General features: G+C 61.5%; 24 protein-coding genes and 1 pseudogene. 12 read left to right on the top strand and 13 right to left on the bottom strand.

Going from position 1 to position 24,908, the window contains the following annotated elements; all coding sequences use genetic code 11:
• Window positions 1–122: 122 nt before the first annotated feature.
• Window positions 123–518 (top strand): polyketide cyclase, encoded by a 396-nt coding sequence (locus tag ACZ5TH_RS14375; protein WP_464792947.1) that lies wholly within the window; start codon window positions 123–125, stop codon window positions 516–518.
• A 15-nt stretch (window positions 519–533) separates the two neighbouring features.
• Here the strand turns inward: ACZ5TH_RS14375 and ACZ5TH_RS14380 are convergent, their stop codons facing one another.
• Window positions 534–1,073 carry a pseudouridine synthase gene (locus ACZ5TH_RS14380; protein WP_464795646.1) on the bottom strand — a complete coding sequence of 180 codons (540 nt, stop codon included), beginning with the start codon at window positions 1,071–1,073 and terminating at the stop codon, window positions 534–536.
• Window positions 1,074–1,076: 3 nt separating this feature from the next.
• Window positions 1,077–2,216, bottom strand: coding sequence for a JmjC domain-containing protein (locus ACZ5TH_RS14385; RefSeq protein ID WP_464795647.1), 1,140 nt, complete (start codon window positions 2,214–2,216; stop codon window positions 1,077–1,079).
• A gap of 163 nt (window positions 2,217–2,379) precedes the next feature.
• On the opposite strand from ACZ5TH_RS14385, the gene ACZ5TH_RS14390 reads away from it, so the two are divergent.
• Window positions 2,380–3,189 (top strand): SDR family NAD(P)-dependent oxidoreductase, encoded by an 810-nt coding sequence (locus ACZ5TH_RS14390; protein ID WP_464795648.1) that lies wholly within the window; start codon window positions 2,380–2,382, stop codon window positions 3,187–3,189.
• 52 nt (window positions 3,190–3,241) lie between these two features.
• Here ACZ5TH_RS14390 and ACZ5TH_RS14395 read toward each other — a convergent pair whose 3' ends face one another.
• Entirely contained in the window at window positions 3,242–3,895 is a 654-nt protein-coding gene (locus ACZ5TH_RS14395; protein ID WP_464795649.1) for a TetR/AcrR family transcriptional regulator, read from the bottom strand.
• A gap of 120 nt (window positions 3,896–4,015) precedes the next feature.
• Window positions 4,016–4,486 carry an Lrp/AsnC family transcriptional regulator gene (locus ACZ5TH_RS14400; RefSeq protein WP_449469697.1) on the bottom strand — a complete coding sequence of 157 codons (471 nt, stop codon included), beginning with the start codon at window positions 4,484–4,486 and terminating at the stop codon, window positions 4,016–4,018.
• Window positions 4,487–4,595: 109 nt separating this feature from the next.
• Here ACZ5TH_RS14400 and phhA point away from each other — a divergent pair, with 109 nt between their 5' ends.
• The 5 genes from phhA to maiA are packed head-to-tail and all read left to right on the top strand — an operon-like array spanning window position 4,596 to window position 9,729.
• Window positions 4,596–5,444 carry a phenylalanine 4-monooxygenase gene (gene phhA / locus ACZ5TH_RS14405; protein ID WP_449469698.1) on the top strand — a complete coding sequence of 283 codons (849 nt, stop codon included), beginning with the start codon at window positions 4,596–4,598 and terminating at the stop codon, window positions 5,442–5,444.
• Window positions 5,445–5,449: 5 nt separating this feature from the next.
• Window positions 5,450–6,481, top strand: coding sequence for a 4-hydroxyphenylpyruvate dioxygenase (hppD, locus tag ACZ5TH_RS14410; RefSeq protein WP_449469699.1), 1,032 nt, complete (start codon window positions 5,450–5,452; stop codon window positions 6,479–6,481).
• Between the two features lie 7 nt (window positions 6,482–6,488).
• Window positions 6,489–7,790: a homogentisate 1,2-dioxygenase gene (hmgA, locus tag ACZ5TH_RS14415; protein ID WP_464795745.1), complete on the top strand. Its 1,302-nt coding sequence runs from the start codon at window positions 6,489–6,491 to the stop codon at window positions 7,788–7,790.
• Complete coding sequence (gene fahA / locus ACZ5TH_RS14420) at window positions 7,790–9,088, top strand: fumarylacetoacetase (protein ID WP_464795650.1); 1,299 nt, start codon at window positions 7,790–7,792, stop codon at window positions 9,086–9,088. Before hmgA ends, fahA begins: the two co-directional genes overlap by 1 nt.
• The gene (maiA, locus tag ACZ5TH_RS14425; protein ID WP_464795651.1) at window positions 9,085–9,729 is read left to right on the top strand and encodes a maleylacetoacetate isomerase; all 645 of its coding nucleotides are present in this window, start codon (window positions 9,085–9,087) and stop codon (window positions 9,727–9,729) included. The genes fahA and maiA overlap by 4 nt, the downstream gene beginning before the upstream one ends.
• Here maiA and ACZ5TH_RS14430 read toward each other — a convergent pair.
• From ACZ5TH_RS14430 to ACZ5TH_RS14445, 4 genes and pseudogenes are all read right to left on the bottom strand, one after another.
• Window positions 9,726–10,379 (bottom strand): annotated as a pseudogene (locus ACZ5TH_RS14430) (glutathione S-transferase family protein). The gene maiA and the pseudogene ACZ5TH_RS14430 overlap by 4 nt on opposite strands.
• Before the next feature lie 58 nt (window positions 10,380–10,437).
• Window positions 10,438–11,157, bottom strand: a complete 720-nt coding sequence (gene hsh3 / locus ACZ5TH_RS14435; protein WP_464795652.1) for a 7-beta-hydroxysteroid dehydratase Hsh3 — start codon at window positions 11,155–11,157, stop codon at window positions 10,438–10,440.
• A 26-nt stretch (window positions 11,158–11,183) separates the two neighbouring features.
• Complete coding sequence (locus ACZ5TH_RS14440; protein ID WP_464795653.1) at window positions 11,184–11,945, bottom strand: SDR family NAD(P)-dependent oxidoreductase; 762 nt, start codon at window positions 11,943–11,945, stop codon at window positions 11,184–11,186.
• A gap of 57 nt (window positions 11,946–12,002) precedes the next feature.
• Window positions 12,003–12,767 carry an SDR family oxidoreductase gene (locus tag ACZ5TH_RS14445; protein WP_464795654.1) on the bottom strand — a complete coding sequence of 255 codons (765 nt, stop codon included), beginning with the start codon at window positions 12,765–12,767 and terminating at the stop codon, window positions 12,003–12,005.
• Window positions 12,768–12,869: 102 nt separating this feature from the next.
• Here ACZ5TH_RS14445 and ACZ5TH_RS14450 point away from each other — a divergent pair, with 102 nt between their 5' ends.
• Window positions 12,870–13,757: a helix-turn-helix transcriptional regulator gene (locus ACZ5TH_RS14450; RefSeq protein ID WP_464795655.1), complete on the top strand. Its 888-nt coding sequence runs from the start codon at window positions 12,870–12,872 to the stop codon at window positions 13,755–13,757.
• Between the two features lie 76 nt (window positions 13,758–13,833).
• Here ACZ5TH_RS14450 and ACZ5TH_RS14455 read toward each other — a convergent pair whose 3' ends face one another.
• Genes ACZ5TH_RS14455 through ACZ5TH_RS14465 form a run of 3 tightly spaced genes read right to left on the bottom strand, consistent with a single transcriptional unit; the run spans window position 13,834 to window position 16,740 of the window.
• Complete coding sequence (locus ACZ5TH_RS14455) at window positions 13,834–14,775, bottom strand: haloalkane dehalogenase (protein ID WP_464795656.1); 942 nt, start codon at window positions 14,773–14,775, stop codon at window positions 13,834–13,836.
• Window positions 14,776–14,777: 2 nt separating this feature from the next.
• On the bottom strand, window positions 14,778–15,953 hold the full coding sequence (locus tag ACZ5TH_RS14460; protein WP_464795657.1) for a sulfotransferase family protein: 1,176 nt from the start codon (window positions 15,951–15,953) through the stop codon (window positions 14,778–14,780).
• Window positions 15,954–15,993: 40 nt separating this feature from the next.
• Complete coding sequence (locus ACZ5TH_RS14465; RefSeq protein ID WP_464795658.1) at window positions 15,994–16,740, bottom strand: SDR family NAD(P)-dependent oxidoreductase; 747 nt, start codon at window positions 16,738–16,740, stop codon at window positions 15,994–15,996.
• A 143-nt stretch (window positions 16,741–16,883) separates the two neighbouring features.
• Between ACZ5TH_RS14465 and ACZ5TH_RS14470 the strand changes: the two genes are divergently transcribed.
• A complete protein-coding gene (locus ACZ5TH_RS14470; RefSeq protein WP_449469716.1) occupies window positions 16,884–17,342 on the top strand; it encodes a nuclear transport factor 2 family protein in 459 nt (152 codons plus the stop codon).
• Between the two features lie 185 nt (window positions 17,343–17,527).
• Window positions 17,528–18,196: a TetR/AcrR family transcriptional regulator gene (locus ACZ5TH_RS14475; protein WP_460988485.1), complete on the top strand. Its 669-nt coding sequence runs from the start codon at window positions 17,528–17,530 to the stop codon at window positions 18,194–18,196.
• An 18-nt stretch (window positions 18,197–18,214) separates the two neighbouring features.
• On the opposite strand, the gene ACZ5TH_RS14480 is transcribed toward ACZ5TH_RS14475, so the two are convergent.
• Window positions 18,215–19,216: a cyclase family protein gene (locus ACZ5TH_RS14480; protein ID WP_464795659.1), complete on the bottom strand. Its 1,002-nt coding sequence runs from the start codon at window positions 19,214–19,216 to the stop codon at window positions 18,215–18,217.
• Between the two features lie 522 nt (window positions 19,217–19,738).
• On the opposite strand from ACZ5TH_RS14480, the gene ACZ5TH_RS14485 reads away from it, so the two are divergent.
• Window positions 19,739–22,300: a TonB-dependent receptor gene (locus ACZ5TH_RS14485; RefSeq protein WP_464795660.1), complete on the top strand. Its 2,562-nt coding sequence runs from the start codon at window positions 19,739–19,741 to the stop codon at window positions 22,298–22,300.
• A gap of 102 nt (window positions 22,301–22,402) precedes the next feature.
• Window positions 22,403–22,906, top strand: a complete 504-nt coding sequence (locus ACZ5TH_RS14490; RefSeq protein ID WP_464795661.1) for a lipocalin-like domain-containing protein — start codon at window positions 22,403–22,405, stop codon at window positions 22,904–22,906.
• Between the two features lie 231 nt (window positions 22,907–23,137).
• Here ACZ5TH_RS14490 and ACZ5TH_RS14495 read toward each other — a convergent pair whose 3' ends face one another.
• Window positions 23,138–24,826: an FAD-binding protein gene (locus tag ACZ5TH_RS14495; RefSeq protein WP_464795662.1), complete on the bottom strand. Its 1,689-nt coding sequence runs from the start codon at window positions 24,824–24,826 to the stop codon at window positions 23,138–23,140.
• Between the last annotated feature and the right edge of the window lie 82 nt (window positions 24,827–24,908).

Below are 24,908 nucleotides of genomic sequence, written 5' to 3' on the forward strand. Positions count from 1 at the left end.
TGTGCGGCGAAGGAAGGCATCGTCGCGGCGTTAAGTTCCTGGGTCGCAAGCTTTGCGGCCTTTCCGGGCATTCATGAAACAGGCTAAAGGGGTTTCTCGTTACATCACGACAGGAGACAGCAGTGTTACCCGCCCGGACTTTCAGCGTGTCGATCAATCAGGAATGGCGGGCTCTTTACGAAAGGATTTGGCGTCCCGAATTTTTCCCCCAATGGGCCTCTGGCCTGGCGGAATCGGGTTTGCGCGAAGATGGGGACGGTTGGCTGGCCGATGGACCGGAAGGGCCGATCCGTATCCGCTTCACGCCCCATAATGATCTGGGGGTGATGGATCATCAGGTGGATCTGGGAGGTGGCGATCAGGTCCATGTCCCCTTGCGTGTCGTGCAAAATGGGGAAGGCGCGGAAGTCATGCTGACGCTCTTTCGCCAGCCGGGCATGGATGATGAACGGTTCGCAGCAGACATTCGATGGGTCAACCGCGATCTCAAGGCGTTGAAACGGCTGATCGAAGGCTGAGTGGCCTGCGGGAGATCATGCCTCCCGCCATTGTCCCTGCTCAATGCCGTCCAGCGTCCAATCTCCGATGCTCCACCGGACAAGGCGCAAGGTGGGGTGGCCGACGGCTGCCGTCATCCGGCGCACCTGCCGGTTACGTCCTTCGCGGATCGTGAGGCGCAGCCAGCAGTCGGGCACGCTCTTGCGAAAGCGTACCGGCGGGTCGCGTGGCCAGAGGGCAGGCGGGTCGATGCGTTCCACCAGTGCGGGCAGGGTAAGGCCGTCCTTCAACTTGACCCCGCGTCGTAGCGCCTCCAGTTCCGCCTCGCCGGGATCGCCCTCCACCTGAACCAGATAGGTTTTGGGCGTCTTGAACCGGGGTTCGGCGATACGCGCCTGCAATCGCCCGTCATCGGTCAGCAGCAGCAGCCCTTCGCTGTCGAGGTCGAGCCGCCCGGCAGGATAGACGCCCGGCATGTCGATGAACGCCGCGAGTGTTGGCCGTGGGGGGCCGGTGCTTTCATCGGTAAACTGGCACAGCACGCCATAGGGTTTGTTGAAGAGGATGAGGGCCATTGATCAATCATCCTCTTCGAAGGCGAGGCTGCCCTGATCGATCAGCGTCTGGATGAGGCCGATCGCGCCGGGGTTTTGCGCAAGGTCCGGATTGGCGGGAATCATGGGGCTTGAGCAGAGCTGTTCGGCAAGGGAGGCAGTGTCGGCCCCGCAATCGAAGCAATGGCCGTCCACGAAAAGCAGGACCGAGGTTCTCTGCCGGATGAAGGAATAACGGCTGGCCGGGTTGCGCTGGAGCGATGCCCCTTGGGCAAGCCATGCATCGGCTGCAATCGGTTCATCGGGCCGCCAATCGGCATCGGAATATTTAGGCGCGCTGGTATGAAGTCCGAACCAGCGGGCGAAGGCATCGCGATCGGCCAATGCCTCCATCACCATCGCATGTAGCCGGTCGAGCGCAGGCGCGGTGATTTCTCCCGGATTGGACTGTCGGGCGAGATCGGGGTCGGCGTAACGATCCTCCTCCGCCATCCCGTCCGCCTGATGTGCGGACCAGCCTTCGACAAGGTCGGCGCGGGAAGGCGCGCGAAACCCGATCGAATAGGTCATGCAATCATCACCAACCGCCACGCCATCATGGGCAAAGCAGGGTGGCACGTACAGAATGTCGCCGGGCTCTAATATCCAGTCACCTTCTGCTTCGAAATCGGCGATCAGGCGTAGATCGTCATGCGGCAGCAACGGTGTCGACGAACCGCATTTTGGCCCAACGCGCCAGCGCCGTTTGCCGAGGCCCTGCACCAGAAAGACGTCATATTGATCGAAATGCGGCCCGACGCCCCCCCCGTCCGTGGCGTAGCTGACCATCACATCGTCGATGCGCCAGTCGGGGATGAAGCGAAAGGGCTCCAGCAGGGCCGCGACGCCGGGGGCGTGGTGGTCCACCGCCTGCACCAGCAGTGTCCATGGCCCGGTTCCGAGTTCGCCAAAGCGCGCCTCCGGTAGGGGACCGCTTTCCATCGTCAGTTGAATAGCTTGTCGCGTGATAAGACGGGATTCGACGCCCTCTTCGCAGGCGAGTCCGGCCAGTTCGTCCGGGTCGAGCGGATTGTCCCAGCCGTTCCACGGATTGCGGATCAGCAGCGGGCGCTTTTGCCAATAATCGCGGAGGAAAATGTCGATGTCGAAATGGGCAAGTTGCATAGGATGCCCATGCGCTCCCGGCAGGCGGCTGTCAAAAAACTCGGCTCAGCCTGACGTATCGGTCTGGCGCATCCTGTCATGGCTTGAAATCCATATTCTCGCCTTGACTCGTTATGGAACTCACCGATACCCATTTTGTGAAATGTGGAAAGGATGAGGAATAATGGCGCGTTTGGAAGGCAAGGTCGCGATCGTAACGGGAGCAGGCCGCCAGGGTAATATCGGCGTGGCGGTATGTGACGCATTCCTGCGGGAAGGTGCGCGCGGGGTGATCGCCACCGATCTTCGTACAGAGGACGCGGTCAGCAGCGAGATGGAAGCCAAGCATGGCGCTGGCCGGTTCAAGCTCGTCGCGCAGGATGTGACGCTGGAAGCGGACTGGGCCAAGCTGGTATCGATGGTCATGTCTGAATTCGGCGCGATCGACGTGCTGGTGAACAATGCCGGTATTTCCATCCATGGCGGTATCGAAGCCACGTCGCTGGAGGACCTGCGCAAGGTCATGGCCGTCAACCATGACAGCGGCTTTTTGGGCATGAAGCATTGCGCGCCTGCTCTGGCCGATGCCGTGAACCGCTTTTCGGGCGGTGGTTCGGTGATCAATACCGTGTCCATGGCGTCTCACATGCCCAACGCCCATAACCTCAGCTATCATGTGTCGAAGGCGGCGCAGCGCATGTTGACCATGTGCGGCGCGATCGAATTTGGCCCCAAGCGCATCCGGGTCAATTCGGTGCATCCGGGGCAGACGACGACGCCGCTGCTGAAGGAAGGCTATGAGGGATATGTACAGCTGGGCCTCTACGAATCGGCGCAGGCAGGTATTCAGGAGCTGGTGAACATGTGTCCGCTGGGCATCGAAAGCTTCCCGGAAGATACGGCCCATGCCTTTGTCTATCTGGCGTCGGATGAGTCCCGCTTTGTGACTGGGGCCTCCATCTATCATGATGGTGGACTTGGCCGTCAATATTGAGCGGCAGTGACGAGGGGCGGCCAAGGCCGCTCCTTATCGCGCTTTAAAGGGGTCAGGCCTTGTCCGCTTTAGGCATCAATCCCTGCGCGATCAATTCTGCCACGCGTCGTGCCTTTGCATCGGCTTCTTCGTCGGTCAGCGGTTCGACCGTGCCCGCAGAAACGGCGTCGACCATGTCCTGCGACAATATCCACAGGAACATCGATGCGATCTCTTCAGAGTCGACGGGGCGGATAAGGCCCCGTGTTTGCAGTCGCTCCAGATAGGAACGAAGCGGCGCCTGCTGCCGGGCCTGCCGCGCCTCTTCCATCGCATCGCGGAATTCCGGGAAACGCAGTCCTTCGCGCATGCTGATCGCGGTGACGGCATGCGCGGCCTTGGTTCGGGTGCTGCGCATGATCATGCGAGCCCACTCGTAAAGGCCCTCCACCGGGTTGTCGCGATCGAGCAGGCGGAGATCGGCGGCCATGTTCCGGTCGGCAATCCGGTCCAGCACGGCCCGCAACAATCCGGGTTTGCCGCCATATTTGGCATAGATGGTCTTTTTGGAAACGCTCGCGCGCTGGGCGATCAATGTCAGGGTGGCGCGTTCATAGCCCAATTCTATCAACGCCTGTTCGGCCACTTCGAGCAAGGCTTCCGCGCGTTCTTCAAGCTCTGCCGCGCGCGGCCGACCCGCGCCGCTTCGCCTTTTTCCCTGGTGCATGACCCTTGCTTGGCTTGATCGGCCGCCAAGCGCAAGACCCGGCTGCCCACGAAAAGCGTCCCGTCTTGTCCCAGAAGGCGGACGCTATGCTCCTGACGATCGCAGGCCGCTACCTGCTGCTCACACGGGTAGGGCGGTCGTATATTTGGTCATCGACAGGGCAAAATGGGACGCAGCGCTGGCGACGGACGGATGGCCCAGCAATGTGTGCATCAGGAACAAATTATAGTCCGCGACGTCGGCAACCACGATGCGGAGCAGATAGTCCCACTCGCCCGACATGGAGAAGCACTCCACGATTTCCGGGTGGCCATCCACGAAATCCTCAAACGCCTGCCTTGCGTCGCGCGCATGGCTGCGCATCCGGATGTTGCAGAGCACATTGACGCCGCGATCGACCTTTTCCGGGTTCACAAGGCGGACTGCGCCAATGAGGATGCCGACCGTTTCCAGCGCCTTTATCCGGCGCCAGCATGAAGCGGTAGAGGCGCCGACCTGTTCGGCCAGTTCGGCATGGCTGACCGTGGCATCCTTTTGGAGAATCGAGATGATCCTGCGGTCAATCTCATCAATCTGACGAAAATCTTTCATGGTGTGGCCTGATGTGACGATCGTATTTCTCAAACTCGCCCATTTCGCGTGAAATTGGAACCCCCTTACATGGGGGGCGTGTCATAACCTCCAGATGGTCGCTTCAACGATGGAACGCCCCGAAGGCGCTGCGGAGGATTGGACAATCCCGCAGGACTGGGAAAGCTATACGCCCCAGGAGCATGCCGTTTGGGATGAGCTGTTCGCCCGACAAGCGGCCATGCTGCCGGGCCGGGCGGTGAAGGAATTTACGGACGGCCTGGATATTCTGCGGATTGCGAAGCCGGGCATTCCCAATTTCGAGGAATTGTCCGAACGATTGATGAAGAGGACAGGCTGGCAAGTTGTCGCGGTGCCGGGACTGGTGCCGGACAGGACGTTCTTCGAGCATCTGGCGAACCGGCGGTTTGTGGCGGGACGCTTCATTCGCAGGCCGGATCAGCTGGATTATCTGAAGGAGCCGGACGTTTTCCATGACGTGTTCGGCCATGTGCCGTTGCTCGCCCATCCGGTTTTCGCCGATTACATGCAGGCCTATGGCGAGGGTGGGCTGCGCGCGGATGGTCTGGGTGCGATCGAGAAGCTGGCGCGCCTTTACTGGTACACGGTCGAGTTCGGCCTGATGCGCGAGGGGCCTGACCTGAAAATCTATGGTGCGGGGATCGTCTCTTCCCATGGCGAGTCCCTGTTTGCGCTGGATGACCCATCGCCCAACCGGATCGGTTTCGACCTGAAGCGGCTCATGCGCACCAAATATCGGATCGATGATTATCAACAGTCCTATTTCGTCATCGACAGCTTCGATGACCTGCTGCGCCAAACAGTCGAGATGGACTTTGCCCCGCTTTATGAAGAGCTGAAGCAAGAGGAGTCCATAGAGGCGGACGAAATCATCCCTCAGGACCATGTCTTCAGCCGGGGAACGCAGGATTATGCAAGATCAAGGAAAAGAGGGTGATGCAAATGGCTGACAATCCATTGGGCCTCAACGGGTTTGAATTTGTCGAATTTACATCGCCAGACCCCGATGCAATGGCGGCGCAGTTCGAGCAGTTGGGCTTTGTCCCGACGCATCGTCATCCTTCCAAGAACATCACGCGGTATAAGCAGGGTCGCATCAACCTGATGCTGAACCGGGACGATGCGGGGCGGGTCGCGGCGTTTCGCGGCGAGCATGGCCCGTCGGCCAGCGCCATGGCCTTTCGCGTGGCCGATCCCGAAGCGGCGATGGCGTGGGCGCTTGAACATGGCGCGCAGCCGACCGAGGAGGATGATACGGTCATTCAGGGCATTGGGGGATCGTATCTCTACTTCGTCAGGGACGGCGAAGACCTTTATGAGAATTGGGCGGAGTTCCCCGGATGGAGGTGGGCGGAGGCCGCGAACAATGTGGGTCTCGATATGCTCGATCACCTGACGCACAATGTCCGGCGCGGGCATATGCGGGTGTGGAGTCAGTTCTACCGCACGCTCTTCAACTTCGAGGAACAGAAATTCTTCGATATCAAGGGACAGGCTACCGGGCTGTTAAGTCAGGCGATGATCGCCCCGGATCGGGCGATCCGTATTCCGCTGAATGAAAGCCAGGACGACAAGAGCCAGATTGAGGAATTCATCCGCCAATATCATGGCGAGGGTATCCAGCATTTGGCACTTACCACGGATGACATCTACGCGACGGTGGAAAAGCTGCGTGCGCGGGGCGTTCGGCTGCAGGATACTGTCGATACCTATTATGAGCTGGTCGATAATCGCGTGCCCGGACATGGCGAGGATCTGGAGCGGTTGCGGAAGAACCGGATACTCATTGACGGTGACGTGGAGCGAGAGGGCATATTGCTCCAGATCTTCACGGAGAATATGTTTGGGCCGATCTTTTTCGAAATCATCCAGCGGAAAGGCAATGAAGGTTTCGGTAACGGCAATTTTCAGGCATTGTTCGAAAGTATTGAGTTGGACCAGATACGGCGCGGCGTAATCACTGTTGACGAGTGAGGCTGACATGACGCTTTGCGGTTTCGGCAATGTCCATTCGACGGAAGCGGTGGCGGGGGCGCTGCCGATTGGGCGCAATTCGCCTCAACATGCGCCTTATGGCCTCTATGCCGAACAGCTTTCGGGCACGGCCTTTACCGCGCCCCGGCACCTGAACCAGCGGAGCTGGCTTTACCGGATGCGGCCATCGGCGGAGCATGGTCCGTATCAGCCATATGACGGTGCGCGGCTTTTGCGGTCCGGGCCGCTCCCTGACGGCCTCCTTTCGCCGAACAGATTGCGGTGGGACCCGTTGGGCATGCCGGAAGCGCCGACCGACTTCATCGACGGGCTGGTTACTTATGCGATGAATGGCGACGTGACGCAGGGATTGGGTTGCGCCGTTCATATGTTCGCCGCCAATCGGTCCATGATCGACCGGGCCTTCTTTTCTGCTGATGGCGAAATGCTGATCCTGCCGCAGCAAGGGGCGTTGCGGATCGTGACCGAAATGGGTGTCCTGACGGCTGCGCCATTGGACATGATCCTGATACCGAGGGGCGTGCGTTTTCGTGTCGAGCTGCTCGACGGGGCAGCGCGGGGATATGTCTGCGAAAATCACGGGCCGCCCTGTCGGCTGCCAGAGCTTGGGCCGATCGGGTCGAACGGGCTTGCCAATGCGCGGGACTTCGAAGCGCCGGTTGCGGCTTATGAAGATGTCGAGCGGCCGTTCGAGGTCGTGCAGAAATATATGGGGTCGCTCTGGACAAGCAGGGCGGACCATAGCCCGTTCGACGTGGTCGCATGGCACGGCAATCTGGCGCCGTTCCGCTATGACCTCCGCCGCTTCAACACGATGGGTACGGTGAGTTATGACCATCCCGATCCATCGATCTTCACGGTTCTGACGTCGCCCAGCGATACGCCCGGCACGGCGAATGTCGACTTCGTGATCTTTCCGCCGCGATGGATGGTGGCGGAGGATACATTTCGCCCGCCCTGGTTTCATCGCAATGTCATGAGCGAATTTATGGGCCTGATCGAAGGGGAATATGATGCCAAGGCGTCAGGCTTCATGCCCGGCGGCGCCTCGCTCCACAATTGCATGTCCGCGCATGGGCCGGATGTCGAAAGCCATGGCAGGGCGGTTTCGGCTGAGCTTGCCCCGGTGAAGACAGACGCGATGATGGCATTCATGTTCGAAAGCCGGTTGCCCTATGCGCCTACTAGATGGGCGATGGAGACGCCGCTGCTTCAGCGCGATTATGATGGCTGCTGGAAGAGCTTTGCCAAGGCGCAGCTTCCTTCGCCGCCGGAGGAGGAGCGCTGATGAACTGGTGGGAATGCGATGAGACCCATGATCCCGCGCTGACCAGTTGGGTTGAAAGCGCGCAGGGGCATAGGGACTTTCCGATCCAGAATCTGCCTTTGGGCATCTTCGCGCCGCGTGAGGAGCATGGACGGGTCGGGGTGGCGATCGGCGACATGATCCTCGACCTGCGGGCCTGCGTGGAGGCTGGGTTGCTTGGTGTCGAATGGCAGGACGTCTGCGCGGAGCCGGTGCTGAACCGGATGCTCGCGCTGCCGCCGGAGCAGAGGCAAGCGATGCGGCGGCGGATCAGCGCATTGCTATCCGATCCGGCGAACCGTGCGGCGGTGGAGTCGATGCTCTATCCATCGGGCGAAGTCACCATGCAGTTGCCCGCGCGCATTGGCGATTACACCGACTTCTATGTGGGCATTCATCATGCGAACAATGTCGGACGGCAGTTCCGGCCCGATAATCCGCTGCTGCCCAATTATAAATATGTGCCCATCGGCTATCATGGCCGTGCGTCGTCCATACGCCCGTCCGGCGTGCCGGTGCGGCGGCCGTGTGGACAGCGCAAGCCGCCAGATGCGCGGGAGCCTGTTTTTGGCCCGACCGCGCGGCTGGATTATGAGCTGGAGTTGGGCGTCTGGATCGGGACGGGCAATGATCTGGGCAGCCCGATCCCGATCGATGAGGCGGGGGATCATGTCGCTGGATTCTGCCTTTTGAACGACTGGTCTGCGCGGGATTTGCAGGCGTGGGAATATCAGCCGCTTGGCCCGTTTCTGGCGAAGAATTTCCAGTCCACCATCTCACCCTGGGTCGTGACGGCCGAAGCCATGGCGCCCTTCCGTATGGCGCAGCCAGCTCGGCCGGAGGGTGATCCGCTGCCATTGCCCTATCTTTCCTCAGACGCGGACCCGCGACATGGAGCGTTGGCCGTGACGCTGGAAGTATTTATCCAGACGCAGCACATGCGGGAGAAGGGGCAGCCGCCATTTCGCCTCAGCACCGGGCCAGCCAGCAACATGTATTGGACGGTGAACCAGATCGTGACGCATCATGCGTCCAATGGGTGCAACCTCAATCCGGGGGACCTGTTGGGTACGGGCACGATCTCCGCGCCGACACGGGAAGGTTATGGCAGCATGTTGGAACTGACCGAAGGTGGGCGAGAGCCGCTGATACTGCCTGATGGAGAGAAGCGTTCCTTTGTCGAAGATGGCGACGAGATTTTCCTGCGCGCGACGGCTAACGCGCCGGGTTTCGTTTCGATCGGCTTTGGCGAATGCCGGGCCGTGGTGATGCCCGCATGACCGCGCCTGTCACCCTGCACGGATATTGGCGGTCGTCCGCCGCCTATCGCGTGCGCATCGCGCTGAACCTCAAAGGCGTCGACTATGTTCAGGTCAGTCATGACCTGCGCGCGGGGGAGCAGCGGGACGCCGATTACCTCGCTATCGCGCCTCATGGCTTGGTGCCCGCTTTGGAGGCGGAGGGTAGGACCCTAATAGAAAGTCCCGCCATCCTCGAATGGATCGACGGCAAGTGGCCCGATCCGCCTTTGTTGCCCCACAATGCGGATGAGGTTGCGGTTGTGCGTGCGATGGCGGCGCTGATCGGTTGCGACATCCATCCTCTCAATAATCTGCGTGTCCTCAACCGATTGCAGAGCCAGTTTCACGCATCCAAGGATCAGGTGAAGGAGTGGGTGAGGCACTGGATCGCCGAGGGCTTTGCGCCGCTTGAGCAGTTGGTTGCGCAGCATGGAGCGGGCTTCGCTTATGGGGACGGGCCGACATTGGCCGACTGCTATCTTGTGCCGCAGCTTTATAATGCCGGGCGGTTCGGGGTCGATTTGTCGCCCTATCCCCGATTGGTGGCGGCGGGTGAGGCTGCCCTGGCGCTGCCTGCTGCTCAGGCCGCGCATCCGGATCGGCAGCCGGATGCGGGTTAGCCCGCCTGTTCGGACTTGTTGAAGACCGCGAGTTGATCGGCAAAGGCGCGCTGGTAGGGGGAGCGGGCTTCGCCGCGCGCGATATAGGGCGGGAGGTTGGGGTAGAGTTCCAGCAGCCCTGATCCGGTGAGCCTGCGCAGGACGGTGACCATCAGCAGGTCTCCGGCGCTGAAACCGCCTTCCAGCCATTCGCGGTCGCCGAGCCAGTTGGAAAGCTGCGACAGACGCTGTTTCACGCGGCTGTCCAACAGCGGCATGTGGGCTTCATACCAGCTTTGGTCGCGCTCCAGATATTTGGGCATTTCCCGTTCGAGGATCGGGGGTTCGACCGTGTTTAGGGCGGCGAACATCCAGGCAATGGCGCGGGCGCGGCCGTGGGCATCGCTGGGCCAGAGACCGCCATGCCGATCGCCGATGTGCAGGATGATCGCCCCGGATTCGAAGAGAGTGAGGCCATCTTCTTCATAAGCCGGTATCTGTCCGAAGGGCTGGGATGCGAGTTAGCTGGGCTGCTTCATCTCCTCAAAGGAGAGGAGCCTGACTTGGTAGGGCACACCTGCCTCTTCGAGAGCCCATCTGACCCGCATGTCGCGCGCCATGCCCCGGCCGCGATCGGGGGAACGTTCGAAGGCGGTGATGGTGATGGTGATGGTCATCCTTCAACTCCGGCTGGCCACTGTTCGTCTTTCAGATGGCCCCCCGAAGATTTCACCTGCCGTCCAGATGCGCGAAGTCGAACTGGCTCGTCGGGATGATGTCGATGCGCGAAAAGTCGATGAAGCCCGCGCAACTTTCCGCCATGTCCTTTGTATTGCGCGCGAATTTTTCCTCATCGCCCACCGCGTCGAAGAAGGCGGGGGAAACGGTCATTGCTTCCGGCGAGAAGCATTCCTCGACAAAGGCATCATAATCGGGCGCGTCAGACGTTAGCGGGCGGACGATGATATTCTGGACATATTCGAAATTCGCCTGCGTATCGATGGCGACGCGGGTGTGGTGACTGTGCCAGTGCGCGACGGCATCGTCCCAGCTCATGTCGGAACGGAAGGAGATGAAGCTGGCCTGCGACCAGCCCCAGGTGCGCGCGCCTGCCTGCGGCACATGATCCCGGTTGGGGATGATGGTGGATTCCGCAACCAGCCATGCCGCGAACCGGCCGCTATGTTCGGCCATTATGCTATCGATGGGGCCATGGAAATGGGCATTGGAGGTGGGCAGCCAGAATTGCACAAGCGCGTCCTGCTGCGGCTGTTGCCATGTCTGCAGGAGTGGCGCGGCGGGTTCCACGGTTGCGTCGCGGACATTGAGGCGGATCGCACTGGCGCCCGCTTCCTTGAGTGCGGCGGGAAGTGTGGCCTTCAATTGTTCCGCATAATCGGCGCGGCTTACGCCCTCCGGCGCCCAAAGAGCATAGATCAGCTTTTCCATTCAGATCTCTCCATCAATCTTTCAGGTCAGTCGAAATTGGCCTGTCCGCCGTCTAGCGGAATGGTGGCGCCAGTCAGATAGGACAGGTCCGATCCGCACAGGGCGACGATGGCCCGACCGATATCTTCCTCCAGCCGACCGATGCGGTCGAGCGGGATGGTGCGGAAGAAGGCCTTTGCCTCTTCGGGATTATTTTCGATCCACCATTTGAGGCCCGGCGATTCAGCATGCGGCGCGATGGTGAGGACGCGGATATTCTGGCGCCCCCATTCCGCCGCACCCGCGCGCGTCAGGACGCGGGTCGCCTGCTTCACCGCGCCGTAACAGCCATAGCCGGTCATGTCCCAGCGGATGCCAGCGGACGAGGCGAAGTTGAAAATGGTGCCGCCGCCGCGCGACGCCATATGGGGACGCACCAGCTTCATCAGGCGGAAGGAGGCGAGTGGCCCGGATTCAAATCCGGCGAGGAAAGCCTCGTCCGTCACTTCATCGAGCAGGCCAAGCGGCACTTCCTGCGCATTGTTGATCAGGATGTCGACGCCGCCCAGATCGGTGACCGCCCTGTCCACGGCGGTGGCGAGATCGTCCGCGTCCTTCACGTTGCAGGCGACGGCGACGGCGCGTACGCCGCGTTCTTGCGCAAGCTGCGCGGTTTCCTGCACCTTCTCAAACGTCCGTCCGGCGAGGAGCAGGTCGACGCCTTCACTGGCGAGGGCGAGGGCGATGCCCTGCCCGATGCCCTGTCCCGCCCCGGTTATCAGGGCAACCTTGCCTTGCAGAGCCGACATCGCTCTTCCTTTCCTTGGCCTAGTTTCTGTTTATCGTGGGCCGCCGCCCCTTTGGCGTCAGACTTGCTGAGGCCGCAATATTGCGTCGCTGCCGCCGTCGATGAAGATCAATTGGCCGAGAAGATAGTTATTTTCCATGTTGAGCAGGAAATCGAGCAGTTCGGCAATGTCTTCGGGTCCCGCATAATCCTTGATCGCGATCGGATTGCTCTGGTTGATCAGCTTGACCATTTCCGGTTGATCGAGCAGCGGCGTCGTCATCGGCGTCTTTACGACGCCCGGCCCGATGCCGTTCAGCAGGATGCCCGCGCCGCCCCATTCAGGTCTTACCGCTGCACGGCGCATCCAGTGGGACAAGGCGTTTTTCGACGTGGCATAGGCGTTGCCCCCGTCGGCGGCGATGGCGTCAAGCGCGGCCTGTTCCTTATCGGCGAGGCAGAGTTCGATCACTTTGCTGTTCGATGGCAACATGGCGGCGGTGGAGCAGATGGCGACGGCGCGGGGCCGGGCGGATTTCGCCAGCAGGGGTCGTAGTCCTTCCAGCGTTGCGACCGCGCCGAAATAATTGATGGCGATGGTTTCGCGGTCCATATCCTGACGTGAGATGCCCGCGCCCGCGAGCACGGCATCGACGCCATCGGGCGCAAGGCGCGTCACCTGATCGATCATGCTGGCCCGGCCTTCGACGGTGCCCAGATCGGCATCGATATCGGAATTGCGCAGATCGACGCCAATGACGCGATGGCCGCCACGTTCCAGCCTGTCGCGGGTGGCGGCGCCGATTCCCGATGCAGCGCCGGTTACGACTATGGTTCTGCTCATGAAACACTCTCCATCTTTTGCTTTGTTGCGTTGTAGATGGCAGTTTTTTCTGCGCATAGCCAGTGCTTGTTCTCTCGGTCGCATGAGATTATCGTTGTGGTTATGACGCAGCAGCTTTTGACCGATGCCAAAGCTACGCCGAGCGGCCATGGCGGGCCGTGGACGGTGCTGGCCTCTGCCGTCAGCAGTGCTGCGCGTGTCGAACTTCGCCGTTATGAGCTGCCCCGGCCCAATGAGATGTGGGAACTGGACGAAGCGCCGATCCTCTCGATCGTCATGCCCCGCGCCGAAGGGACGCAGGGCGAGATCATGTTCGATCTGGGCGATCGGCGGCGGCACAAGGTTGGCCGCCTGATGCTGCGGCCGGGTGGCATCGCGATGCATTCGCGGGGTGATGGCGGGATGCTGGATATATTGACCTGTCGGTTCGATCCGGTGCGTTTTGCCGCTGTAACGGGATTGTCAGACTGGGACTCGCGGCGGTTGAGCCGGTGCGCGTCGATCAACTCACCTGTGCTGATGGCGCTGGCGGAGCGGCTGAAGCAGGAGACAGTGACGCCGGGCTTTGGCGCGGAGATGGCGGTCGAGGCGCTGGTGCAGCTGGCGATGGTGGAACTGGCGCGGCTGTTCCGGCGGACGCGGCAGCCGGACGCGACGCAGGGTGGCCTTGCGCCCTGGCAGCTTGCCCGGATTGAGGAAGCACTGCGGTCAAGCGATGGGGAATGGCCGACGACGCAGGCGCTTGCGAGCCTGTGCGGGATCAGCCGGTCGCACCTGTCGCGATCCTTCGCCGCGACGACGGGAACGGGGCTGTCCGACCATGCCGCCGCGATCCGGATGGAACGGGCGCAGGACATGATCCGGGGCGGGCTGCTGCCGATGAACCGGATCGCACAGGCGTTGGGCTTTGCGACGGCGAGCGCGTTCAGCGCGGCGTTTCGGCGGGCTACGGGCCTGACGCCGCGCGCGTTTCGGCAGGGGTTTCATTGAGCGAACTCCGTTCGTGTCGAGCGAAGTCGAGACACGATGTGCGGCGGCTTCTCGACGTCGCTCGAAGCGAACGGACTTAGTGATTGGCCTTTAGAAATTCGATCAGCACCTGCGCCAGCGCTGTGCCCTGATCCTCCTGGACGAAATGGCCGCCATTGGGGATGCGGGTGTGCGGCTGGCCTTTTGCGCCGGGGATGCGGTGTTGGAAGACCTCTTCCCAGGCAATGGTGGCCGGGTCCTGATCGCTAAAGGCGGTGAGGAAAGGCTTGTCCCAGCTTTCGAGGAAGCGCCAGGCGGCGCGGTTTGCCTCCAGCCCTTCGGCACCTTCGGCGATCGGGATGCCGCAGGTGATCTGGAGCATGCCCTTTTTGTAGGTGGCGTCGGGGAAAGGCGCGGCATAGGCGGCGAGGACTCGCGCCGGAACGTCGGTGGCGCAGGCACGGCCGACAAGCAGGTCGAGCGGTAGGTCTTCGCTGGTGCGGCAGGTTTCGACCCAGGCGGCGATCTGTTCGCTCGGCCAGCCGGGAACACCGAGCGGCGGCGGGTCGCAATTCTGGAGGAGCGTGTTGGTGGCAAGGACAGCGCTGAAGCGGTCGGGACATTCGGACAGAACGCGCAGTCCAATGGGGCCGCCCCAATCCTGGCAGACGAGGGTGATGCCGCTGAGGTCGAGCGCCTCTACAAAGGCTCGCATCCACTGGACGAAGCGGTCGAAGCCGTAATCCGCGCGGCTGGCGGGCTTATCGGACTTGCCGAAGCCGATCATGTCGGGAGCGATGACACGGTAACCCGCCGCCGCGACCGGGCCGATCATGTGGCGGTAGAGGTAGCTCCAGGTCGGATTGCCATGCAGCATCAGGACGACGGGCGCGCTGACTTCCCCTTCGTCCACATAATGCATGCGCAGCGGCCCGAGCCGTGCGTCCTTTACCTCCACATAATGAGGCGCGAAATCATAGCCCGGCAACGCATCGAAACACGCATCGGGCGTGCGCAATATGCCGGGCCGGACTTCCATCGTCAGGAGATGTAGCGTTCGCGATAGGCGGCAAATTCGCGCTTGATTGCTTCTTCGTCCAGACCGAAGCGTTCGAGCGAATAGTCGTGCATCGGGCGCTGCTCGCGCTTGTTGCCGGCGAGGAATTCGGCGAGCACCTCCTCCAGCTGCGCATCGACGGGGATGCCCATGCGGGCAAGGACGCGCTCGGCCTGCGCCATCGGTTCCTTGCCGACCTCGCGATAGTCGATGTCGATGAAGCGGTCCTCGCCGATCCGTTCACGCGCCGCTTCGAACATGCGCATCCATTCGACAAGGCGCGGGAACCAGAAGGCACCGACTTCCGCGTCGGTGAGGGTGGCGCTGAGCTTGTAGAGCGCGGCCTGCATGGAGACGTATGAGGGGACGGTCTGCAACGGGTCGCGATGCGTCATGATGAGCAGCGCGTTCGGGAAAGCCTTGGCCGCGACCTCGGCATAGGGGAGGTTCGAGGGGCTCTTCAATATCCACTTGCGGCCCTTGCGCGAAGGGTCCTGCCATTGGAGATATTTGAGGACGGTCTTGAGGTCCTCATGCCCCTTGGACTGGTCGTAAGTGTTCAGCCAGCGGGTGAAGCTGGGCACATAATTCATGCCCTCGATCATCGTGCTGACGAACATCTGGCCAAGGACCAGGATTTCTTCGTCCGGCGCGTCGGGTTCGAGCGGATGGATGGACGCCAGTTCGGGTGAAAGCTGGAGCCAGCCGTCGATCATCGCCTGCGCATAGGCGCGGCGGTCCACCGGATTGCCGCGTTCTTCGCCGGGGAAGGGCGCGAAATTCTGCGCCTCGTACCAGCGCAGGCCCGTCATGCCCGGCGCGCTGGCGAGCAGGCGCTGGAAGATGGTGCTGCCGGTGCGCGGCAGGCCCAGGATGATGCCCGCGACATCTACCTGTTCGTCAAGGATTTCAGGGTGGCGCTTGATGTCCTCCACCATGCGCAGGCGGCTGACCAGGCCCTTGACGATCACTTCCGTTGTCGAAGCGCGCCCGGCCGGGGTCAGGCGTCCTTCGCGGTTCGATGCTTCGATGAAGTGATCCATCGGTTCGAAGAACCATTCGTCCCCGAAGTCGGCGAGCCCTGCCCTTTCACGCGCCTGTTGCAGCAGCGCCTCCCGTTCGAGGGGCTGGGTCTGGATCTGGTCGGGCTGGGTCGCCATGGTCGTCACTCTTCTTCAAAAAGCTTGGGGTTGGATAGGATCAGCCTGCTGTCTGGCCGCCGTCGACGGGGAAGGCGACACCAGTGATGCGCTTGGCCTCGGCCGACGCAAGGAAGGCGACGGTGTCGGCGATGTCGTCGGTGGTCGCCATCGCGCCGCTGTCGAGCCAGGAGGCCGAACGCATGACCATCTGCCAGTCGATATTTTCCGGCGGAGTTTGATGCAGCATCGGCGTGTCCACGCCGCCCGGGCAGACGGCGTTCACGCGTACGCCTTCCTTCGAAAATTCCAGCGCCAGCGCGCGGGTCAGCCCAACCACGCCATGCTTGGACGCAGTGTAGGCCGAATTATAAGGCACGCCGACAAGGCCAGCAGCGGACGCCATGTTGACGATATTGCCGCGGCGCTCAACCAGGTGAGGCATAGCGGCGCGGCACATCTGATAGACGCCCGTCAGGTTGACCGAGATGACGCGGTCCCACCGGGTGCGATCAACATCTTCGAAGCGGCCGAAATCCAGCACGCCAGCGATGTTGCAGAGGATGTCGAGCCCGCCATGAAGCGCGACCGCGCGATCAACTATGGCCTGGCAGGATGCTTCATCCGCGACGTCGAGCGCGAGGGCGGTAGCCGCCGAACCGATGGCCTGTGCCGTCTCCTCTACACCCTGCGCGTTGCGATCGCCGATGATCACCTTGGCGCCGTCGGCCGCCAGCCGCTTTGCCACCGACAGACCGATTCCCGAAGCCGCGCCGGTCACGATCGCCGTCTTGCCTTCCAGACGCATGCTACCTCTCCTTAACCTGTCATTTTGTTGGTTGATGCTTGCGTCAGTTTGCTACGCAATTCAAGGCTCATACACGGAAAAACTTGACAAGCGCGAACCCGACGGGCCTGTTTCGGTTTATAAAATCAGAAGGAGGATGTCTGATGCTTTCGCTTCAGGAAATATCGGATCGGCTGGAGATTCAGGATCTTCTGTCGCGCTATAGCTATGCCATTGATGAGCGGAACTGGGATGGGCTGGACGACGTCTTCACGCCCGACGCAGTGATTGATTACAGCGAAACCGGCGGCGCGAAGGGCAGTGTCGCTCAGATCAAGGCATGGTTGCCCGTGGCCATGGAGCGATTCCCGCTATTCCAGCATATGGTGGCAACGACCAAGCTGGAACTGGACGGGGACACGGCGCGCAGCCGGACCGTTCTTTTCAATCCCATGGTCTATAAGGGCGAAGATGGCGCGGAGCAGGTGTTCTTTATCGGCCTCTGGTATCGTGACAAGCTGATCCGCACCGACAAGGGGTGGAGGATCGCGGAACGATATGAGGAAATGGGTTACGCCCATAATGTGCCGGACATGCCGCCCGTGCCAACGGTCGTGGCATGAAGGCGCGCTAAGCGGCCTCCAACTTGTGCCCTGATCGGGTCCCCGCCCGGGATCCGCTGTCGGAAGCATTCTTGCGCGTTCCGCCACTATCTGGACCGGTCAATATATCCTATAGCCGAGCGTTAGAGCTGCACGGCGTTCGTGCGGGTTCATGGTGTCAGGCCAAGGGGGGACGAGGCCAGTCGATGATCAGCAGCGAGGCGGAAAAAAGGGTTGAGGGTGCAACGCGGCGGGTAGGCAGGCCCAATGCGCGCGAGGCTGAGCTGAAACAAGAGGCAATGCTGGAAGCGGCGCTGGAGGAATTTTCGAACCATGGTTTCCATGGTGCCTCGGTGCGCTCGATCGCCGAGCGCGCGGGCGTATCCACTCGGACGGTGTATAATCGCTATACCGACAAGGTCGCGTTGTTCGAAGCCTGTCTGGAAATGTCGGCCATCCGTCATCACTTCCCGGGGGATTGCAAGGGCACGCTGCGTGAGCAGCTGATGCGCTACGCGCTGCATGTAAGCACCCGGATAAACCATGACCGGCAGGTCAGGCTGGCCCGCATCATCTATCGCGAAAGCATCAGCTTTCCTCAACTGGAGGACGTGTCGCGCCGTCAGTTCGAGCGGTTCCAGCTTGATCCGTTGCAGCAGATTTTAAGGGAGCATGGTTTCAGCAAGCCGCGTGCTGAAACGCTGGCCGATTTGTATGTCGCCCTGCTGCTGCGGCGGTGGCAGTATCGCGTGATCTATAATACAAAGGCCATGACCCCGGCACAGATCAAGGCCAATGCCGAAACCGTGACGAGCCTGTTCCTGAACGGCGCAGGCGCAATGTTGAACGAGGATAGCGCCGCAAAGAAGAACTGACGCGGTTCCGGTTAGCCCTCATACGGTCGCGATCGGCGTCACGGGTGAACCAACACTGCCCGGCAGGCGGAGGGGCGGCGCGGTGAGCAGGAAAGCATGGCGCTTTCGTTCATGCAGCCATGCGGCCAGTTGCTCCAGATACCAAAGCTCGCCCAGGAAAATTCCCTGCCGGAAAAGACATAGGTCGTGGATGGGCAGGCGGATGGGGGGTGGTTCAGGCGAAAGGATGAGGTCGAGCGCCTCGATCGCGATATTGTCGGAGCAGATGGCGGTGATGCCGCTATCGACGATCCATTGGAGCAGGCTTTCGTCACGGCCGTCCAGCGCGCACCCCGCCATGGCCAGCGGCGTATCCTTGCCGCTCGCTTCCCGGTCGAGAACCATCCGGTCGACGCCGGTATAGAGGAGCAGGAAGTCGCCTGTACGCACCTCCACGCCCTGTGCATCCATCGCGCGCAGCAGATCGTCGCGGGAGATGGGCCGGTACTCCGTGCCATAGGCGGCTTTCAGGTTCACCATGACGCCGCGACCCTGCACGCCCGCCATCGCCAATGTCTCTATGCCGAGCGCGCGGGCGCAGGTCTCGCCAGCCGGGCCGCCGGGGCCGCTGATATGATCGCCAGCGCGGAAGCCGTTATAATAGACCAGCTCCGCCACGCCGTCGCCGTCCGCATCGAAGGCGCGACCGCGATGTGACAGCGCGTCCCACTGCGTCGAATGCTGGGTGTAGAGCAGGACCCGGTCATCGCAGGTGGATTCTTCGCCATTGGGGTCGAGGCGGTTGTACATTTCGCCCTCCTCATCGCAGGCTGCGCTGAGCAGCGGAGGGCGACGAAAAGGCGCGAGGGGAATGGTTGGGACGTTGAGCGGCAGGCTGAGCGTGAAGGCGATGCCTTCGACGACTTCCGCCATGGCGGCGCGGCGGCGTTCGGGCGTGATCAGGTTCATCCGGCCGATCTGATCATCCTCACCGAAATCGCCCCAATTCGACCCTTCGGGCCGGTGCACCCAGCGCGGCATGTTCACTCTCCTTTATGCTATCCGGTCAGGGTAAAGCTGTCCGATTACCCGACGCAAGCCTTCGCGCGTTAACGGTCTGTCCTGGCGTAGGGAAATTACCACATGAGAGGCAGTTTGATCTGCTTTTCCGTGGACGGAAGATTGGGATGTTGTGTTCAAAATAATGAATGAAATGCAGAATTGACAGCGGTTGAGATATTGATTTCACAACATGTCGTGTTAATAGGCCTGTGAAAGTGAGTGCTTACACAACACCCGGTGAACGGGGGTGGGGCACGGGCCTTAAAAAGGGGAGTTAGAGTGCGGCCTGCATGACATCGTGAGATGAACGCATACGAAGACGCCGCGGCACCATCCATTTCGAACATCGACGCGCCAGCCTGAACCATCGCCATGTCGGCGGGGGCGGGGCTGTTTCGGCCCTGTGGCGCCGATCAGCTTAACCAAAAAAACACAGTGGAGAGGATCGGGGTTGCGGTGAGAACGCCGCCAGCCCTGCATCATATGCATAGGAGAGTGTGAATGTCGTCTGTTATCCGCGCGCGGCGGCGGTTGCCGCTGCTTGCCACCAGCATGATGGCTGGTGTTGCCGTTACAATGTTTGTGCCGGCGGCCCTGGCCCAGACCGAAGCACAGCCGCAGGGCACGGACGAGAATATCGGCCTGACCGACATCGTCGTGACCGCTAACCGCCGCGAGGAACGCAATCAGGACGTTCCGATCGCGATCACCGCGCTGTCTGCCGACCGGCTGGAGCAGCAGGGCATTGCCAAGGAGCAGGACCTTCAGGCGAGCGTTCCGTCGCTGGTCGTTGGCCCCAACGGACAAGGGTCGCGCGAGTCGCAGTCCTTCACCATTCGCGGCCAGGGCGCGACGTTCCAGGCATCGCCGGGCGTCGTCGTTTATATGAACGAAGTGCCGCTGCCCGCTGGCATCACGCTCAGCCAACAAGGCGGACCCGGCAACTTCGTGGACCTGGAGAATTTGCAGGTCCTGTCCGGCCCGCAGGGTACGTTGTTCGGCCGTAACACGACCGGCGGCGCGGTGCTGCTGGTGCCCAAGAAGCCGACGAACGAGTTTGGCGGCTGGATCAAGGGCGAGATTGGCAATTATGACCGCCGTTACGTCGAAGGCGCGGTCAATGTCCCGGTGATCGAGGACAAGCTGCTGGTCCGCGTCGTGGGTGCGTTTCATGATCGCGACGGCTTTACGCGCGATGTCGTGTGGAACAAGGATCGCGACAACGAACATTGGTATTCCGGTCGCATCGGCATCACCTTCAAGCCCACCGAGACCATCGAAAACTACACGATGATCTATGGCTCGAACTCCAAGAACAACGGCGCGGGCTTTATCCACAAGGGCTTCAATATCGCCGGTCTGTCTGCGCTTAACCTTTGCTATGAAGGCGTGACCATTCCTGGCGCTATTGCATCGTGCGATGTCTACCGCGCCGCGTCGGCACAGGCGAACGCACTGGGGCCGCGTCAGACCGCGCTGGGCATTGATATCTTTTCGCGCACCAAGACCTGGGGCGTTTCCAACACGACCGACATCGAGTTGAGTGACGAACTGACGTTGCGCAATATCGTCAGCTTCCAGAAGTTGAAGCTGGATTATGCCTATGACAGCGACGGCACGATCCTGCAGCAGCACGACGTCGATCCCAATCGCCTGCCTGCACCGGGCCAAGTGGTTTTGCCCGGCGACAACACGCCGCTCACCTATTTCAACGCATCCGATCCGGGCTTCCCGCGCGACGACCTGAAGCAGTTCACGGAAGAACTACAGTTGCAGGGTTCCGCGCTGGACAAGCATCTGACCTACACAGTCGGCGGGTTCTATTATGACCAGCGCCCAAGCGGCAAGCAGGTTGGCGCCGCGATCGTTTATTGCCCGGCGGCGTTCACCGGGACAAATGTCGGCACTCCGGGCATTGCCGTGTGCCCTGCGAACTACAGCACCTACGGCACGACCCAGACGTCCAAGGCGCTTTACGCTCAGGCAACGTTTGATTTCGGGGCGGTGTCACCTGCTCTGGAGAGCCTGCGCCTGACCGGCGGCTATCGTCACACCTGGGACAAGATCCGTGGTTTCTCCACTTCCTTCTTGCCGCAGATCGGCGGGACGACCGCAAAATGTGGATCGACCAGCGCCATCGTGCCGATCGGTACTGCGCTTGCGGATTGCACCTACACCGCGGAACTGAACAGCAAGGCTTCGACCTGGCTGATCGGCCTTGATTACAAGGTGATGCGCGACGTGCTGCTGTTCGGCAAGGTGAGCCGTGGGTACAAGGCAGGCGGCTTCAACCAGCAGGCCGTGTTCACCACTACCCGCACCTTCCAGCCGGAAACGGTCACATCCTATGAAGCTGGCTTTAAAGCCGACTTCCGGATTGCCGATGTTCCATTCCGCCTGAACAGCAGCGCCTATTTGCTGGACTATAAGGACATTCAGCGGGCGGGAGCGGACTATAATCCGGCGTCGGCTGCTGGCGGCGCGGTTGTCCGTAATGCCGATGCGCGGATCAAGGGCGTCGAAGTCGAAGCTTCGATGCAGCCGTTCAAGGGTCTCGAGATCGGCGGCAACTTCAGCCACACCGACGCGAAGTACAAAAATTACGAGTTCACCACGCCCACCGGCGGTTTCGGCTGTAACGGCGTCGTGGCGCCGGGCGGCACGGTGGACCTGAGCTGCCTGCCCTTCCAATATGTCTCGCCTTATATCTGGAGCATTCATGCCAATGCTACGGTGCCGATGGGCGACGACATGGGTGAGTTGAACTTCTTCGCGAACTATTCGCACAGCTCGCGTCAGTATACCGATCCCGGCAACGTGCCCGCGCTACAGCCGGGCGCTTATCTGGAACCGTTCGGCCTGCTCAACATGTCGCTCGACTGGAACGGCGTTGCGGGCAGCGGGTTCGATGTCGGCCTGTTCGTCACCAACGCGACCAACAAGCTCTATCGGATCAGCAACAGCAATGTGTATCAGCAGGGTGGGTTGTTGTATCAAACGAGCCTTTATGGCGAACCCCGCATGTACGGGCTGCGCCTGAAATATCGCTTCGGCGGAGAATGATCAGGGAGGGCCGGGGAAACCCGGCCCTTTTTCTTTGTGGACATGTCGGGCGCGGGAGGCATCATTCGGCATCGGCAGAATGAACCGGGGAGAGGATGAGAAATGGCTGTGAACGGATTGCCCGAGCGGCTCACCCGCACGGACATGAGCGCGCAAGAGGCCTTTGCCGCCTTTGTTGGCGGGTGGCAGCTGGTTCTGTGGACGACTTTTCATGCCGATGGCGCGCGGGATCATCCGTTCGGCACCGATGCCGTCGGCCAGATCATGTACAGCGCCGACGGACATATGAGCTGTCACCTGATGCAGGCAAACCGGCAGAGGTTCGGCGAGCCCAGCGTCTATCAGGTGAGCGACGCGGCGCTTGGGGAGTCGATGCGCGGCTATAGCGGCTATTTCGGCCGCTTTTCGATCGATGCGGAAGCGGGGATCGTCACGCACCATGTCGATGGCGCATGGTATCCGGACTGGATCGGATCAGACCAGCCGCGCCATTATGCGTTTGAGGGCGACCGGTTGTTCCTGGAGGCCGCGATTGGCGATGATCTGGTGCGGATCGAATGGCGGCGTGTGGTTACGGATGTGGCTCGGGCGATGGGCGGTGCGTGATCTTCTTACACGGAAGCATCGTCATTAAGGCTGCTTTTCCGTCACCCCGGGTTTGACCCGGGGTCCCGCTGCCTCGGCAGCGTCAGATAAGAAGCGGGACCCCGGATCAAGTCCGGGGTGACGACCACTAGAACATGATTATGCTCCAGCCTTAACCTCCCCGCTGAAAAAATGGCGCACCAGCTGCCGTTTCCGGTCAGCCGTGCACGCCATTTCTCCAGCTTGTCAGGATCAGGCGTTGCCGCCCGTCATGTCGCGAGCCGCGACATAGGCGAAGGTCATGGCGGGGCCGATGGTGACGCCTGCGCCGGGATAGCTTTCGCCCATGGCTGAGGCGGCGTTGTTGCCGACCGCGTACAGGCCGGTGATCGGCGCGCCTGCGTCGTCCAGAACCTGCGCCTTGGCATTGGTGAGCAGGCCGCCATTGGTGCCGATGTCGCCGGGATAGATGGGCATGGCGTAGAAGGGGCCTTTGTCGAGTGGGCGCAGGCAGGGATTGGGGCCGTGGCGGAAGTCGCCATACATTTTGTCATAGGCCGCTTCGCCACGGTGGAATTCGGGGTCTTCGCCCTTGGCCGCATGGGTGTTGAACTGGGCGATGGTGGCCGAAAGGGCCGCAGGATTGATGCCGATCTTGCCTGCCAGTTCCTCGATCGAGCGGCCTTGCTTCAGGATGCTGCGTACGCCCTTGTTATGGATGAACGTCGGCATGAGCGGGTAGAGCGGACCCATCGGGAATTTATGGCGATAGGTGTGGTCGAAGATCATCCAGCTGGGGCTGGCGTCATTATGTTCCGCTTCCCGCCGTGCCATTTGCTGGCCGACAATATGGTAGGAGGCGGCTTCGTTGAGGTAGCGCTTGCCGCTCTGGTTGACCATGAGGCAGCCGGGGAGCGCGCGCTCGACGGTGCAGAGCCGTCCCCGATCCTCGCCGGGCACGTAGAAGACCGGGGCGGCCCAGGCCGATTGCAGGTTCAGCATGTTCGCGCCGACAGCTTCGCCTGCGCGGATCGCGTCGCCGGTGTTGCTGGTCACGCCACCCGAATAGCGCGAGGTCGGATAGAGGGGTGAATTGGCGTCGCGCATCGCCTGATTCTTGTCGAAACCGCCAGCGGCGAGGACCACGCCCTTGCGCACGCCGATGCGGTAAGGCTTGCCATCCTTTTCGACCACCGCGCCGGTGACGCGGCCACCTTCGCGGATGAGTTCGCTGAGCGGGGTGTTGAGCCAGACGGGGACGCCCGCCTTATCGAGCGCCATGCGCAGGCCGCCGGTCAGCGCATTGCCGAGCGTCAGGCGGCGATCCTTGCGCGAAGTCAGGCGGAAGGGAAGGTCGAGCCAGTAGCGCGACATGTTGACTACGAGGTTCTTTATCCAGCCCTTGGTGCGGTAGAGCAGTTCGCTCGTTTCGCTGAAATGCCAGTTGAGATAGCCGAACAGGCTGGCCGCAGGCGAGGCGAAGCGCAGGGTGCGGATTTCCTTGCCGAGCGGTTTGCCGTCGATCGGCATGGGTAGATGGGTGCGATAGCCCTGCGCCGACCCGCCGGGATTTTCCGCATGATAATCGGGATAGGGGAAGGCCATGTACTGGACCGGCGTGTTCGCCATGACCCAGCGCAGCATGGGCGCGGCATTATCGACGAAGGCGCGGATATTTTCGTCCGGGACATTGTCCGCCGAAAGGCCGCGCAGATAGGTGAAGGCGTTGTCGAGATTATCTTCAAAGCCCGCCGCCCTGGCGACATCGCTGCCCGGAATCCAGATGCCGCCGCCCGATGTGGCCGATGTGCCGCCCCACAGGTCGGCCTTTTCAACGATCAGCACGTCTGCGCGGTTGTGCGCGCCGACGAGGCCCGCGAGCAGGCCGCCCGCGCCCGACCCCACCACCAGAATGTCGACTTCCTTGTCCCAATTGCTCATTATAGCCCCATTCCGATCCGGGTTCCAAAGCGGACGGGGAGCGCTGCCGCCATCAGGCCGCTGCGCTAATCCCCTCCCGCAA

This window comes from Sphingobium sp. TomTYG73, from assembly GCF_055394245.1.